13 protein-coding genes and 1 pseudogene are annotated in these 14,154 nt (G+C 45.1%); 7 read left to right on the forward strand and 7 right to left on the reverse strand.

The features are described from left to right. Nucleotides 1-21 precede the first annotated feature (21 nt). Complete coding sequence (locus ACRC6Q_RS07240; protein WP_431466125.1) at nt 22-1,002, reverse strand: alpha/beta hydrolase; 981 nt, start codon at nt 1,000-1,002, stop codon at nt 22-24. 12 nt (nt 1,003-1,014) lie between these two features. After that, a complete protein-coding gene (locus tag ACRC6Q_RS07245; RefSeq protein WP_431466126.1) occupies nt 1,015-1,914 on the reverse strand; it encodes a hydroxymethylglutaryl-CoA lyase in 900 nt (299 codons plus the stop codon). A gap of 81 nt (nt 1,915-1,995) precedes the next feature. Between ACRC6Q_RS07245 and ACRC6Q_RS07250 the strand changes: the two genes are divergently transcribed. Further along, nucleotides 1,996-3,180, forward strand: coding sequence for an acetyl-CoA C-acetyltransferase (locus ACRC6Q_RS07250; protein WP_223633022.1), 1,185 nt, complete (start codon nt 1,996-1,998; stop codon nt 3,178-3,180). A 13-nt stretch (nt 3,181-3,193) separates the two neighbouring features. Beyond that, on the forward strand, nt 3,194-3,403 hold the full coding sequence (locus tag ACRC6Q_RS07255; protein WP_223633020.1) for a DUF3886 domain-containing protein: 210 nt from the start codon (nt 3,194-3,196) through the stop codon (nt 3,401-3,403). 38 nt (nt 3,404-3,441) lie between these two features. Here ACRC6Q_RS07255 and ACRC6Q_RS07260 read toward each other — a convergent pair whose 3' ends face one another. Together ACRC6Q_RS07260 and ACRC6Q_RS07265 are read right to left on the reverse strand one after the other, a co-directional pair. Further along, complete coding sequence (locus tag ACRC6Q_RS07260; RefSeq protein WP_431466127.1) at nt 3,442-4,650, reverse strand: MFS transporter; 1,209 nt, start codon at nt 4,648-4,650, stop codon at nt 3,442-3,444. A gap of 207 nt (nt 4,651-4,857) precedes the next feature. After that, nucleotides 4,858-7,266, reverse strand: a complete 2,409-nt coding sequence (locus ACRC6Q_RS07265; protein ID WP_431466128.1) for an S-layer homology domain-containing protein — start codon at nt 7,264-7,266, stop codon at nt 4,858-4,860. A gap of 368 nt (nt 7,267-7,634) precedes the next feature. Here ACRC6Q_RS07265 and ACRC6Q_RS07270 point away from each other — a divergent pair, with 368 nt between their 5' ends. Then, nucleotides 7,635-8,672: a zinc-binding alcohol dehydrogenase family protein gene (locus tag ACRC6Q_RS07270; RefSeq protein ID WP_431466129.1), complete on the forward strand. Its 1,038-nt coding sequence runs from the start codon at nt 7,635-7,637 to the stop codon at nt 8,670-8,672. 135 nt (nt 8,673-8,807) lie between these two features. Next, nucleotides 8,808-9,050, forward strand: coding sequence for a hypothetical protein (locus ACRC6Q_RS07275; RefSeq protein WP_223633003.1), 243 nt, complete (start codon nt 8,808-8,810; stop codon nt 9,048-9,050). An 84-nt stretch (nt 9,051-9,134) separates the two neighbouring features. Here ACRC6Q_RS07275 and ACRC6Q_RS07280 read toward each other — a convergent pair whose 3' ends face one another. Further along, nucleotides 9,135-10,979 (reverse strand): tetratricopeptide repeat protein, encoded by a 1,845-nt coding sequence (locus tag ACRC6Q_RS07280; RefSeq protein ID WP_431466130.1) that lies wholly within the window; start codon nt 10,977-10,979, stop codon nt 9,135-9,137. Further along, nucleotides 10,976-11,401: a hemerythrin domain-containing protein gene (locus tag ACRC6Q_RS07285; protein WP_431466325.1), complete on the reverse strand. Its 426-nt coding sequence runs from the start codon at nt 11,399-11,401 to the stop codon at nt 10,976-10,978. The genes ACRC6Q_RS07280 and ACRC6Q_RS07285 overlap by 4 nt, the downstream gene beginning before the upstream one ends. 222 nt (nt 11,402-11,623) lie before the next feature. Between ACRC6Q_RS07285 and ACRC6Q_RS07290 the strand changes: the two are divergent. Further along, nucleotides 11,624-11,752 (forward strand): annotated as a pseudogene (locus ACRC6Q_RS07290) (GTP 3',8-cyclase MoaA); the annotation flags it as partial. A gap of 189 nt (nt 11,753-11,941) precedes the next feature. Beyond that, nucleotides 11,942-12,511, forward strand: coding sequence for a Crp/Fnr family transcriptional regulator (locus ACRC6Q_RS07295; protein ID WP_431466131.1), 570 nt, complete (start codon nt 11,942-11,944; stop codon nt 12,509-12,511). Between the two features lie 65 nt (nt 12,512-12,576). On the opposite strand, the gene ACRC6Q_RS07300 is transcribed toward ACRC6Q_RS07295, so the two are convergent. After that, nucleotides 12,577-13,479: an aldo/keto reductase gene (locus tag ACRC6Q_RS07300; protein ID WP_431466132.1), complete on the reverse strand. Its 903-nt coding sequence runs from the start codon at nt 13,477-13,479 to the stop codon at nt 12,577-12,579. 79 nt (nt 13,480-13,558) lie between these two features. Here ACRC6Q_RS07300 and ACRC6Q_RS07305 point away from each other — a divergent pair, with 79 nt between their 5' ends. Beyond that, the gene (locus ACRC6Q_RS07305) at nt 13,559-14,110 is read left to right on the forward strand and encodes an NUDIX domain-containing protein (RefSeq protein WP_223632966.1); all 552 of its coding nucleotides are present in this window, start codon (nt 13,559-13,561) and stop codon (nt 14,108-14,110) included. Nucleotides 14,111-14,154 lie beyond the last annotated feature (44 nt).

Consider the following 14,154-nt stretch of genomic DNA (forward strand, 5'->3'; position numbering starts at 1 on the left):
AAAGCACTCCGCGGAGTGCTTTTATTTATTCTGTGATGGAACAGCATCTGCTGAAATTCGGTGCGTTTCCTGCTGCTTAGGTGTCAGCAGTCCATACTTCGCCAGGAATTCAGCAACGGTCTCTTCGTATTCTTCGGGATTCCGGTTGAAAGACTGGGCATGGGCGCCTTCGTCAAAAAGCTTCAGTTCTTTTGGGCCTTGTTTTAATGCATAAAGTTCCTCACTCATTTTCGGCAGAACAAAATCATCATTGACACTATGGATAAAAAGAACAGGCTTTTGAATGTTCTGCACGGTTTCTCTCGGCGATACTGTAGAAATGGAATAACCATCCCGCATTTTCATGAAAATGCTGGCAAGCCGCAGCGCCAACGTAGTGCGCAAGGGCGTCGTCGTTTTCATGACATGGAGAATCTGTTCATAAATATCAGAATAGGCACAATCGGAGATGTAGAAATCCGCTTTGTCTTCCATACCTGCGTATAATAGGGTGGTCGCAGCTCCCATCGATTCACCGTGAATGCCGTAAAACAGATCCGCTCCAACATGCAGCTTTAAAGCCTGGACCACCGCTTTCAGGTCCATCTTTTCAAAATGGCCGAAACTGGTTGTTTTCCCACCTGAATCGCCGTGGCGCCGATGATCATAGACAACGGAGTTGAAACCCATCCGTTCAAACATCCGGGCGTATTTAAAGGAATTGACTTTGGTTTCAGTGACCCCGTGGCAAATGATGACATAGCGGTTGGTATCATGGGGTTCAAGGAAAATGGCTTTGATTGGATATCCATTTTCAGATTCGATCCATTGCTCGCTTTTTGGAACATTGGCATACCATACTTCGTCATAGCGTTTTGCGGTGGTTTCCCTTTCGAGAATCAGCTGTTCGTCCTTTTTCTTTACATACATCAGCCGATTGCTGGCAATAAATCCTGCAACGGTGGCCAAAGCTGTAAGGACACTGGAAATGATGGCTGAAGTCCAAATCAATCTTTTCTTCATGGCGAAAGCTCCTTATGTCTGGGTTTTGTATAACGTGTACATCCCAGTGGTTACGGGATTCGTCACATGCGGTTCGATTTTTTCGATCGCCTGGCAGAGCATATCCAAATCGATTCCTGTTTGAACATCCATACGGTGGAGCATATTGACGACATCCTCTGTAGCGACATTGCCGGTTGCCCCCGGTGCAAACGGACAGCCCCCTAACCCACCTGCAGAAGCATCAAAACGGGTAACACCCGCCTGCAGCGCTGCAGAGATATTGGCCAATGCCATTCTGCGGGTGTCATGAAAATGGGCGGTCATCAAGATATCCGGAAATGCTTCCACTAGTTTAGCGAATAATTCATAGCTTTCCTTCGGGTTTGCCATGCCGATTGTATCGGCGACACTCAATTCGTCAACTCCCCATTCTACAAACTGGCGGCAAAGTGCCAACGTTGCTTCCGGAGAAACAGCGCCTTCAAACGGGCAGTAAAATGCAGTTGAAATACAGGCACGAACAAAAATATCCTGCTTTTTCAGGTTGATGATCAACGACTTTAACGCCTCCATGCTTTCCTCTGTGGTCTTATTGATATTTTTTTTATTGAAAGTATTGGATACACCAACAAAGACGGCAAGCGATTGCGCGCCCGATTCGAGAGCGGCATTGATTCCGCGTTCGTTTGGCGTGAGAACGAACTGGCGTCCGACTTTTTCTGTCTGGGCGACTATCTCTTTAGCATCTGCCATTTGAGGTACCCATTTTGGCGACACAAAGGACGTTAACTCCATTTCCTGAATTCCGGCTTGCTGCAGAGCAGCTATAAATTGAAGCTTATCTTCGGTTTTTACAAGTTTCCCTTCGTTTTGCAGGCCATCACGCGGACCAACCTCGATAATCGTTGCATTTTTTGGTAAACTGAACATAGTATCCCCCCTGCTTTCTATTGTAGCGAGGGAAGGGATAAAAGAGCAACTACCAGACAATCAAACAAAGGGGAAATGTATATGTCACAGGAAATCGTTATTGTAAGCGCTGTCCGAACAGCGGTAGGGTCGTTTCAGGGGTCTCTTAAAGATGTACCCGCAACCCAATTAGGGGCGATCGTCATCAAAGAGGCGATTGAACGTGCAGGAGTCAAACCGGACCAAGTCTCTGAAGTCATCATGGGGAATGTACTTCAGGCAGGCCTTGGACAAAATCCGGCACGTCAGGCATCGATTCATGCAGGACTTCCAGAAACCGTTCCTTCGATGACCATCAATAAAGTTTGTGGGTCCGGACTGAAATCCATCCAATTGGCGTATCAGGCGATTTACGCTGGAGATGCAGACATCGTTGTTGCAGGCGGAATGGAAAACATGAGCCGAGCACCATATTTAATGGAGAATGCCCGGAGCGGATTCCGCATGGGAGATCAAAAAGTGGTCGACAGCATGCTGGTAGACGGATTGACCTGTGCATTCAACGATTACCATATGGGAGTTACAGCGGAAAATCTATGCGATCGCTACGATATTTCACGTGAAGAACAGGATAAGTTTGCGGCACGTTCGCAAGCCCGTGCCACAGCAGCCGTTGAATCAGGCAGATTTGATGATGAAATTGTGCCGGTTGAAATTCCACAGCGCAAAGGAGACCCAGTCATCTTCAAAGCAGATGAGTATGTTAAGAGTGATTCGAATGAAGAACGTTTAGGGAAGTTGCGTCCAGCTTTCAAAAAAGATGGCAGTGTGACAGCAGGGAATGCTTCAGGCATTAATGACGGAGCAGCGGCAGTCGTTGTCATGTCCAAAGCGAAAGCAGATGAACTCGGGCTGACACCGCTTGCAACAGTCGTGGCAAACGGCAATGCAGGTGTGGATCCGGCTGTCATGGGCATCGGTCCCGTACAAGCCGTCAAGAATGCCTTGAAGAAAGCAGAGATGTCACTCGAAGACATCGAATTGATTGAAGCGAACGAAGCGTTTGCAGCTCAATCGATTGCGGTTGACCGTGAATTAAAGTTCAATCACGATATTTTGAATGTAAACGGCGGAGCCATTGCAATCGGTCATCCAATCGGTGCAAGCGGTACACGTATTTTCGTTACGTTATTGCATGAAATGATCAAACGGGATGCCAAGACGGGTCTTGCAACCCTATGTATCGGCGGCGGCCAGGGAATTGCGACTGTCATCAAACGTCCCTAAGGAGAGAGAACCCATGGCTAAAAGAAAAGAAGAATCCAGCAGTATGCTGTCTGAAGACATTTTGGCAAAATTGAAAGAAACAAAAAAAGAATTGCTGAAAGAAGAACAGAAGCAGGAAGAAGAAAAAGAAGCGCAGCGTTTATTCGAACGCAAAGAACGTGAGAAAAACCTGTCTTTTGCTGAATTATTGGAACGGCACGGAGACAAAGGCAATAAGTTTTGAACTGAAGAGATAAACAGAGAAACAGCCAATCCTGGTCATTAAGGGATTGGCTGTTTCTTTTTGGAAGCATCAGTATAATATCTTGATTTTAAAACCAGCGATAGAGCAAATATAATGAACGCCAGTCCGGCAGACCCGGTAAGGGCGGTTTGTTCTCCGAACCGGTTGATGACGTAGGTATAGACGATGGGGGCAATCGCCGACAGCAGGAATCCAGGAATCAGGAGCTTGCCGACATATGTCCCATACGTATCATGGTCGAACAAAACCAGCGGCAAGCTTCCTCGGGTAATGGTCATCAGACCATTGCCTGCTCCAAAGAGGAAAGCGAACAGCAAAGCCGCTGTAAGAAATTCACCGCTGAAGAGGCCGGTGATAAAGCCAATGGGCAACAATGCAGATGCCAAAATTGTTAACGAAACAGGATGCAGGCGTGCACCGAACAACACCTCACAGACTCGTGCCAGGGACTGTCCGATTCCTCTGAGAGTCGAAATCCAAACCGAAAGGGCAGCGGTCAGCCCAAGCCCCGCAAGAAGGGTGATCATATGGGTGGACATGCCTGAATTCAAGAAATTCAACAAAGTGAAAATCAGCGCATAAAGACTGCCGGCGATCCATTTTTCCCGTGCTGTTGTGGCAGCAGGAGATAAGGGTGGCATAGCTGCATCTGCGGTATGGCTTACTTCGCTGAATCGTCCTTTGGGAAGCGAGAGGTGGAGCGGAAGCGTCAACAGCGCAAGAGTGGCATAGATGATAAGTGCTGGACGCCATCCGAACGTTTCAGTCAAAAAGAATCCAATTGGCCAAAAAATGGTGGAAGCCAAACCGCCTAAAAGAGTAATCTGTGAAATGGGGCGTTTTGCATGAGCGCCACCAATGCGTGCCAAGGCAGCAAATGCCGCGTCATATAAACTCAGGCGCATGGCGAACCCCAGCACCATCCAGGAGGCATAATAGGTGCCAAGGGAATGGGACAAAGCAATACCTCCACAGCCTAAGGCAAGCAAGATAGAACCGATGGACATGACAATGCTCCCGCCATAGCGATCGATTAATCGGCCAGTCAGCGGAGAGGCGATTGCCATGATCACCAATGAAGCTGAAAATCCACCGTAGACAATGGCGTCAGTCCAGCCGAGGTCTTCGGCAATCCGCGCACCGAAAGCTGCTATCAGGTAATAGGAAATCCCCCAGCACACCAATTGCGATATACCGAGAGAAATGACCGTACGGCGGGTGATCATCACAGATTCCCCCTTAATGGTTAAACATAGAAATTCCTGCTGTATGGTTTTAACTTGATAAAACCATACTATACCAAAATCACAGAAAATTTTATCTGAAATAAAAAAATAGCCCCTAACTCACTGCTCCTGGAAGTAAGAGCAAGTGTGTCAGGGGCTATCCTTTTTTAAAGACTTGAAAGATTCAACTGCTATTCTTTCAGTCTTTTACTCCAAGTGGTTAGACTTATAGAGGAAAATTGCAAATTCCCCACGTTTTAAAGAACCACCTGTTCCGAATTGTGTATCTGTTTTCCCTTTGGTTATGCCATATTCCAAGAGAGCTGCGACCGATTCTTCGTATCTTTCGGATACATCAGTAAAAGGTACATCGTGGTGAGTCGCTTGTAAATCGTAGGCATTGGCCAACATGATTGCCACTTCGCCTCGTGTAATCTCTGCTTCGGATCCGAATTTTGTAGTGGTTTTACCATTAATGATAGAAGCTGCCTTGAGGGCGTTTACGTATTTCACGGCTCTTTCGGGAACATCTGTGAACCCTGCACTCTTCACGTTTTCAGTATCGAGCTCTAGTGCTTTAGCCAGCATGACAGCTGCATCGACCCGTTTAATGGTCTGATCCGTTCCAAATTTTGTCGGTGTCAATCCTTTTGTAATCCCTCTTGATAGAAGGTAGTTCACTGATGTGAAGTATCGATCAGAAACATCTGTAAATACGATTGGATCTGGATTAGGTGACGGGTCTGGATCCGGTGTTGGTGATGGTTCAGGCTTCGGATCTGGACTAGGTGTCGGATTCGGGTCAGGTTTTGGGTCTGGACTAGGTGTTGGGTCTGGATCCGGTGTTGGTGCAGGTTCTGTCGATCCAGTAGTAAATTGATAGACGGGAGATTTTTCACTTTCGCCCGCAGTATTGGTCATATTCATATACCAGTGATATTTAGTGTTTTTGCTGAGGCCTTTCCATTCGGCCGAAGCGGTTTCTCCTGATTTAAGGTCCTTGTCCTGGCCGATCAATTGGTCGGTAAAGATATTGACAGCCATATAATCCGTTTCGATCTGTCTAGGGTTTACTTTCGCTTGTACATCCGCTAAATCAAAGTTTGCTGTAAAGCTTTCTTTAGCCTGTTCGAATTGATCAAAGTCATAGTCATTAAGGAATGGAGAATACGAAACAAAGTCCAATGTTTCATCTGTTGGATCGAATGTCAGCATCTTCAAATACCCTTGTCCGCGTTCAGGAGCTGTATTGCCTTGGTGGTTTGCCAATACTTCCAGTACTTCACGTTCTGAACCGTCTTCATTAGTAACTTGCTTCACACGATAGTTCGCGCCGTGATGGTGCCCGCTGAGTACCATCTTGACGTTTTCGTTAGGCATAACGATTTCTCTATTAACAACTCGTGCTTCAGCTGTCACGTATTGTGCCAATGAGTTGATATTTTCATGCATCCCGATAATAGCGTTGCGGTCTGAATGCTGCTTTAGAACTTTATTCGCCCATGCTACGGTTTCAGCAGATCCATCTCTTCCATATCCGAGGTAAAGGAAGATGAAGTCGTGATCGCCGAATGAAAATAGGTCATAATGGTTTTGATTTTCATCATTCATCGCTTCGCCGAACCAAGGCTTGTCTTCAAAGCGGTCGACTCCTGCATATCTTTTGAAAATGCTATAGTCATATGTTTTATTGAGCGGGTCAATAGCGACATCATGATTTCCGGCCAGCACGCCATATGGGATATTGGCTTCATCCATGCGGTCCAGATTCTTCTCTGCAACTTTCCATTGTGACTCATCGAGTACTTCATTGACAAGATCACCTGTATGCATCGCATATTCATAACTGCCTTTTTTGAATTCATTGATCATCCAATCGGTCATGGAGGTCCAAACTTCCGGATAATCTTGCGCATAATACTGGGTATCGGTAAACCATACCATAGAGAAATCCTGACCTTTGGAGTCTGTCAATGTCCCTGAGTCATGGACCATTGCTTGAACTTTACCATCTTTGACGAATCGTTCTTTGTCAATTTCAGCTTTGAGGACAATTTCCTCACCTTTAGCATTTCCTTGCTTCTGGCTCAAAGCTACCCAATTTCCTGCTTTATAGTCCCAAGCAGATAAATTGGCCAATCCGCTTGCCAGGGTTTTGCCTTCCCAATAGAGTTCAATGGCATTGCCTGCTGCTAAATCCTGGGAAACATCAACTACAAAGCGCTGGGAAGGGAAGCCGTTGCTGCTTTTCGTTACTGCGGTCTTGCCATCGTCAGCTGCTATAGCAGCTATCTGGTCTTTTGTTAATGGAGTGGTATTCGTTTGAATCGGGACAGAAATTGGGTTATCGGAAGAATCATTTACGAAGCCAGAGATATTATTACTGCCGGCAAAATCGTATGTAAATCCTTTTTTAAAATCAACCGTCTTGATTCCTGCTCCAGTGGAGTCTTTGACGACTGCTTCCAATAGGGGATTTAAATTGACATCTTTGGCATAGTTAGCCGGCTTCACATTAGACGGTTCTTCCAAGCTGGTTGCTGCCAGCGGAGCCAATGAAACTGTGGATAATGTTAGAGCAAGTACGGCTGTCGTGGTAAAAAATTTCTTGATCATTTTTCGTCCTCCTTTGATGGATGTTGCATGTGATATATGAAAATTCTCAGGTTACCCTGAAAAGTGAGCATAATATCCTATGAAGGTAGGGATAAGTATTCCCTCTGAATATAAATGCTGAACCTATTTATCCATAATAACAAAAATAAAATAAAAAACAACTTAATTTTCCATATATTTAGAATATTTAATATTTGTAATAAGGACATTCAGCTCATAACCGACTAGGCTAGGGTTTTATGATTATAAAGTTATCTCATTTTTTATTAAAAAGGAGAAACAGAGGTTTTGTGACTATGTAGTTCCACGGTTACAATAAGTAAAGATTCAATTATTATCATTAATTAACTTGAAAGAGGCGAAGTGAATTGAAACAAGAGAAGATGACGGCACTAGGTTTCTACAAACCCGGCTTGAAAACGGAAGCGCCTGATTTCGAAGGAGTTGAAATCGAACGTCCAAAAGCAGCAGGCAAGAACCTCTTAGTGGAAGTACGGGCAATATCGGTGAACCCAACAGATTTACGGACCCGTGACGGCAAGGATGAAGACGACCAGTCATTGACGATTGTCGGACGTGACGCAGCTGGAGTGGTCGTAGAAGTGGGAGAAGACTGCAGCTTGTTCGAGGTGGGAGACGAAGTTTTCTATGCGGGCACGAGCAACGTTCCAGGAAGCCTCAGTGAGGTCCATCTCGTCGATGAGCGGATTGTCGGGAAGAAGCCGAAGAGCATCGGCTTTCCGGAAGCAGCAGCATTGCCGTTGACAGGCATCACTGCTTGCGAAGCACTTTTTGATCGGCTTGGCGTAGCTAAAGAAGCAGCCGATAACAAAGACAAGGTGATTCTGATCATTGGAGCAGCTGGAGGAGTAGGTTCCATTGCAACACAAATTGCAAAACTTGCTGGACTCAAGGTTGTTGGTACAGCTTCCCGTACAGAATCCCAGGAATGGGCACTCGATCATGGGGCCGATCATATCATCAATCATCATGAAGAATTCAAACCGCAATTAGAAGCATTAGGAATTCAAGGAGTACATTATATTTTTTGTTTGACAAACGTGGATGATCACATGGAAAACATGGCAGAAATCATCTTGCCACAAGGTAAGATCTGTTCAATTCTGCCAGCTTTTAAGCCGCTCCATCTTGCATTGTTCTCCAAATCTGTAACGTTCGCTTATGAACTTATGTACACACGTTCGGTCTTCCAGACAGAAGATATGGTTGCGCAGCATCATATTTTGACGCAATTGGCAGACTGGGTGGAAGAAGGGAAAGTCCGCTCGACCATGACCCAGCATTTGTCACCTCTTTCACCGGCGACTTTAAAAGAAGCTTACGAAAACTTACTGACCGGGCGGACAATCGGAAAAATCGTAGTGGAAGGGCCAATTCGTCCATAAAGCCTTTGTCAAGTTTCTCCCGTTTTGAATAATCAGAAAAATGATGGTATGGTAAATATGTTTAGATCCATATTTTTACCCGATGGAAATTACTAATGTCATCTGATTGGCAAGTCATTAAAAGGAGGAATTTCTATGGCTGATGAAAAAAAACCGGAAGAGATTTATACAAGCAGGGCTGAAAGGGAACGGATCGGCCGTGAAACGAATGCAGGTTTTGCACGTGTGGAACGTGCGGAAAGAGAAGACAGTTCCACCGATATTCCGACAGGACCCATCGGCAGAAAATTAACTGAAGATGAAATCCGCCAAAGGGTTGGCCAAGGGAATTTTGATTCCGCAAAAGACGACAATCAAACAAATTCAATCAATAGCTGAAAAAATGAAGAGGCTGCACCTTCTATTACAGAAGGTGCAGCCTCTTTTTGAATTTGTTCAGTTGTCTATTGCTCCGAATCCAACTTATCGATTCTCGAGAGTCGGTGCCAAAAACGTCCAGATCAGCCCTGCTTCTTCAGGAGAGCGGGGAGTGATGACAGCAGATTTTGGATAAAGAAAAGCGGCAATCCGTTGTTCAACATATTTTTTTACATATGGATTTTGATCGATGGCTTCTATATACCTCGTTTGAGCAATTTGTGAAAGTTTACCTTTCTGCCGCTCCATAGACCATCTGAACCAAGCATAGAATGCATTATCGCTGAGTTCTTCCTCGTAATGGCTGATGAGGCTTTCGGCTTCTTCAAGGCGCCCCAGGGAAATTAACGCTGAAACCGCTAAATAGCGTACGCCCTGGTGATCGCCGGGGTTCAAGCGCAGTACTTCATAATAAATAGGGAAAGCCTCTTCGAAACGGGCTTGCTCCCAATAGAAATTTCCAAGCAAAAACAGGGATCGCAAATATGGACGGTTTGGCACATACAGCCAAGCTACATCCATTTCTGGTTCAAAGCGTCTTTTTCCGCTGGAGATCGCCTTTTGAAGCAATTGTTCTTTTAATGAAGAATCTGTTGCCATTTCAGCTGCCAGTAAGAAAGCATCTGTATTTTGGGGGTCCAGCTCCTGTATCTGTTCCAGCTGGGTGGTCCGGTCCGTATTTGTATAGGCACTATAGGCAAGGAGCTGAGCTTTCTCAACTTTGGTTTTCGGTTCATAGGATTTGCTGTGGTAGTACTCCATTTGGCGTTTCAATTCATTTTCACTTGTAATGGTCGCATTTTTCAAATGCATATACAATTGCCAATTCTGCAGTTCGTTGCCTTTGGGATCTGTTCCGACTTCAAAAGCATAAACGGCTTCTTTCTCTGGGTCTTCCTTGCTTTTGGCGGTGTGATAAAAAGAACCGAGATCATTTTTGAAAAGAGCCAGCCCTTCTGTATCCACGCCAAAATGCTGCGCTGTTTCGTCGATCTTCCAGTCTAGCTTCACCAATTGGTGATCGATGGCAAACTGTACTGCACCAGCGACCGCTTCTTTGGGAATCAACGCCAAGGGTTCTGCGTAATGAAAGAAGGCTTCAATCAATTCATCACTTTTCAAATCATGGGCAATAAGGAAATTCTCCAATTCTTCCACAGTTTCAAGAACGGCAGAAGAGACTTGCTCGGTGCTCAGAAGGCCGCTGCTTAGGATCTGGTAAACGGCCAACATGTTCCGGCTGTAAAATTCCTGTGCGCTTGCCGTTTCGGATGACTGATACATTTCCTTCAGCTTTTGGATACTTTCCGGGTTTACTTCAACCGCGACCGTCAAACTGTTTAGAACCATCATGAAGTTGTCACCATTGCGGATATCAGGCAAATAGAATCCGGTCGCAATATTCCCTGCTTCAACCGGGAAAGATTCATTGACTTCAATTTCCGTGACCTTTTCAGACAGCAAATCGCGGACTTGGGCACGGTAATTGGAGACAGAAAGAATTTCACCAGCCATAAACAGCGGGTCAAGCCAAGGACTGAGAATCTGGCTGATTTGTGTTCTTTCTTCTTTAGCGATCTTTTCTTCGATAAAAGCATTCCATACATCGACGCGTTCAGAAAAGAAGAAGAGATCGCCGATAATGCCATTCGATTTATCCTCACCGTAAAGTGGGACGAGAAGGTTTTCGACTTTATCTTTCCATTTCACCAATTCTTTCTGTTGGGATGGACGTGGATGATTTTCAAAAAAATCCCGAAGCGTGCCTTGGAGTACTTTGTTTTGTTCTTCAATCATCAGCTTGGAGGATTCGTCCGCTCCACAGCACTTTTTGTATTTTTTGCCGCTTTCACAATGGCAAAGCTCGTTTCTTCCAATTGCTTTTATCATATTGAAGGCTCCTGAAGCAGCAGCCGTTCTTCTTCGCGGCTATGGATGGCGTTTACAACCAGCAGCGCATGAAATTGCTTCATAACTTCATAACTGACGCCTTCTTCCACAAGTAATTTCTTGATGTCAGCCGCAATGATGCGCAAGATGTCATGATCACGCGTCAAATCGGCCACTGTTTCCTTGAGTTCAGGTTTCTGATCGATCATTTCCTGGTAAAATCCTTCTTCTTCCGCATCGGCATGACTGATGATCCGCGTTTCCCAGTACTCCAGCAAATGATCTGCAGCCTGACGGGCGACTTCATATTCTTTGGCTCTCATTAGGTCTTCGACTTCTTCGGTTTTGGTTAATGCTCCAGATAAGGCGCCTTCGTGAATCGCATGATGGGCATGCAGCTGGCGCAAAGATGGTCCTGACATAGTCATTCATTCCCCTCATTTTTTTCAGTATAACATGCCAAAAACCAATGATTTTCCTGCTAGGGCATTTCCTTTGGCGAAAGAGGGAACTCCCTTATCCAATGAGAAACAGGGAGTTCGGAAGAGGAGAAAATAGATGGAAATCGGCGTTTTCTAATCGATTTTTCATTGGGGGAAACTTGTGAACGGCTGAAATTGACTGTCTCAAGAGATCCCAGAGTAGATGATCTACAGCTACTTGATGCAATCGGTGCAGTTTGGAGTGGGAGAAGAGATCGGTATTCCGATGAACGGACTGAAGAAAGTGCCAAAAGCCGAAAGGAAATCGGCATGTCTTATATAGGCGGTTGATCTTTCGGGTATAGGTAAGGGAGAAATCGAACTATATGGATCAATACAGGAGGGAAAGTATGGAGAGCAATGGGTTAAAACAACCATCTTCGCCACATGAAAATCTAATGTGTATCCATCGTTCCAATTTTTAACCATCTTGAACCAGCCGAACTGAAAGAAGTCGCTGCTACAACCAAAGGACGAAAGTTGTCAAAAGGTGAAATTCTCTACAGGTCAGGTGAAAAATCCAATTCCTTGTACATTATCCATAAAGGGAAATTGAAAGTATACCGTTTGACTGAAAATGGCAAGGAGCAGGTGATCCGGATTCTGCAGCCAGGTGATTTTACAGGTGAACTGGCTCTTTTTACAGACAATGTCCACGATTCTTATGCAGAAGCGATGGAAGCTACGGAACTGTGCACGATCAGCAGTAGAGACATAAACGACTTGTTTCTAAAATATCCGCAAATATCTTTGAAGATCATCAAGGAATTCTCGCTGAGACTGGATCAGACAGAACATCAAATGACCAGTTTTACGACAGAAGACACAGAGACGAGAGTCGCCTTGTATTTGATCCAACAAGCTGAATCCAGCCAAAGCAAAGAGATTCGATTGCCGATGTCGCGAAAAGACCTTGCTTCTTATCTTGGAACTACGCCGGAAACAATCAGCCGGAAATTGGCGAAGTTTGAAGATGAAGGGTGGATCCAGCAATACGATCAACGATCCATCCGGATACTGGATATGGAGAACTTATCGCTTTATAAATAGAAAACCAGCAGCCAGCCGTATTTTATTGACGGGATTGCTGCTGGTTTTTTATTGTTAAGATTAGGTTATTCCCGATGATCCTGATAAATATCCTGGCGAGTCAGTGCTTTAGCCTCTTTAATTTGCTCGGGTGAAACCGGCGTATCGTATGCTTTGATGGTCGCTTTGAGCTGATCGGCTGAACTGGCTCCAGCGACGACTGAGCTGACCGTGTCGTGCTGCAATACGCTCTGTAATGCCAAGGCATGCAAATTGTCGTGGACTGCCGATAATTTATGGAGAGTGGTTTTCAATTCCTCCGCCCCATACCCCAGATAGCCGTCCATTTTTCCTGCCCGCTGAAGCCCTTCGCCGGTCAATAGGCCTTTCGCAAGCGACCCGCGTGTAACAACGGATTTTCCAGCTTGTCCGATGCGGTCGAGAAGTTCTTCCGGCCGGCGGTCCAGTAGGCTGTATTGCATCATGATGGAAGAAATATCACTTTTTTCGAGAAAGCGTTTGATGACGTTCGGCCGGATGGAGGAAATGCCATACGCACGAATCAGCCCTTCTTCTTTTAATTCTTCAAAAGCCTCAATGGTTTCTTCGGTCTCATCGGTGATCATGCCGCCATGCAATTGGTACAGATCGATATAGTCCGTCTGGAGCCGTTTTAAGCTCGCATGGATCTGTTCTTTGATATACGCTTTCGACGGATTCCATTTGACCTCATCTGATTGGGCGCTCCACTCATTGCCGACTTTGGTAGCTAAGACGATGTTTTTCCGGTGGTCTTTTAATGCTTTTCCGACAACTTCCTCGTTAATCCCTTTGTTATACAGATCGGCAGTATCAAAATAGTTGATGCCCTGTGCAATTGCTTCATCAACAATGATGCCCGCCTCTTTTGCATCTGTTGGCAGGGACATGCAGCCCAAACCGATTTCACTGACTTCAATCTCACTGGTACCTAAAAAGTTTTTCTTCATCTCTGCACCTCATTTAGTCTGTCCTACCTTATATGGTATACTTTTCCTCAGAGAAACCACAAATGAAAAGAGGATTCCCATGAAAAAATTTGAAGAAAAGACCATCCATTCCAATCGTTTGTACGAAGGGAAAATCATTAATTTAAAAGTTGATGATGTGTCGCTTCCCAATGGCCATACATCGAAACGTGAATTGATCGAGCATCCAGGAGCGGTTGCCATTATCGCCATTACCCCTGAAAATAAAATCATATTGGTGGAACAGTACCGAAAAGCGTTGGAACGTTCCCTTGTGGAAATTCCTGCAGGGAAGCTGGAACCCGGAGAAGCTCCGGAATATACTGCAATGCGTGAGTTGGAAGAAGAAACAGGGTATACAGCAGAGAAGCTTGTTAAAATACAAACTTTCGCCACATCTCCCGGATTTGCTGACGAAGTTGTCCATTTGTTTGCGGCGGAAGGATTAAGCAAAGCGACAAATGGTGCAGTACTTGATGACGATGAATTCGTGGAATTGATGGAAGTGACCCTTGAAGAAGCGGAACAAATGGTTGTAGATGAAAGAATATATGATGCAAAAACTGCATTTGCCGTGCTATGGGCAAAGCAACGAATCTCAATTGAGAATTGAAACTATTATTACTTTGTAACGATTATCATTAAAGAGCGGAGAGT

It is taken from the genome of Planococcus sp. SE5232, assembly GCF_050686535.1.
Lineage (GTDB): Bacteria > Bacillota > Bacilli > Bacillales_A > Planococcaceae > Planococcus.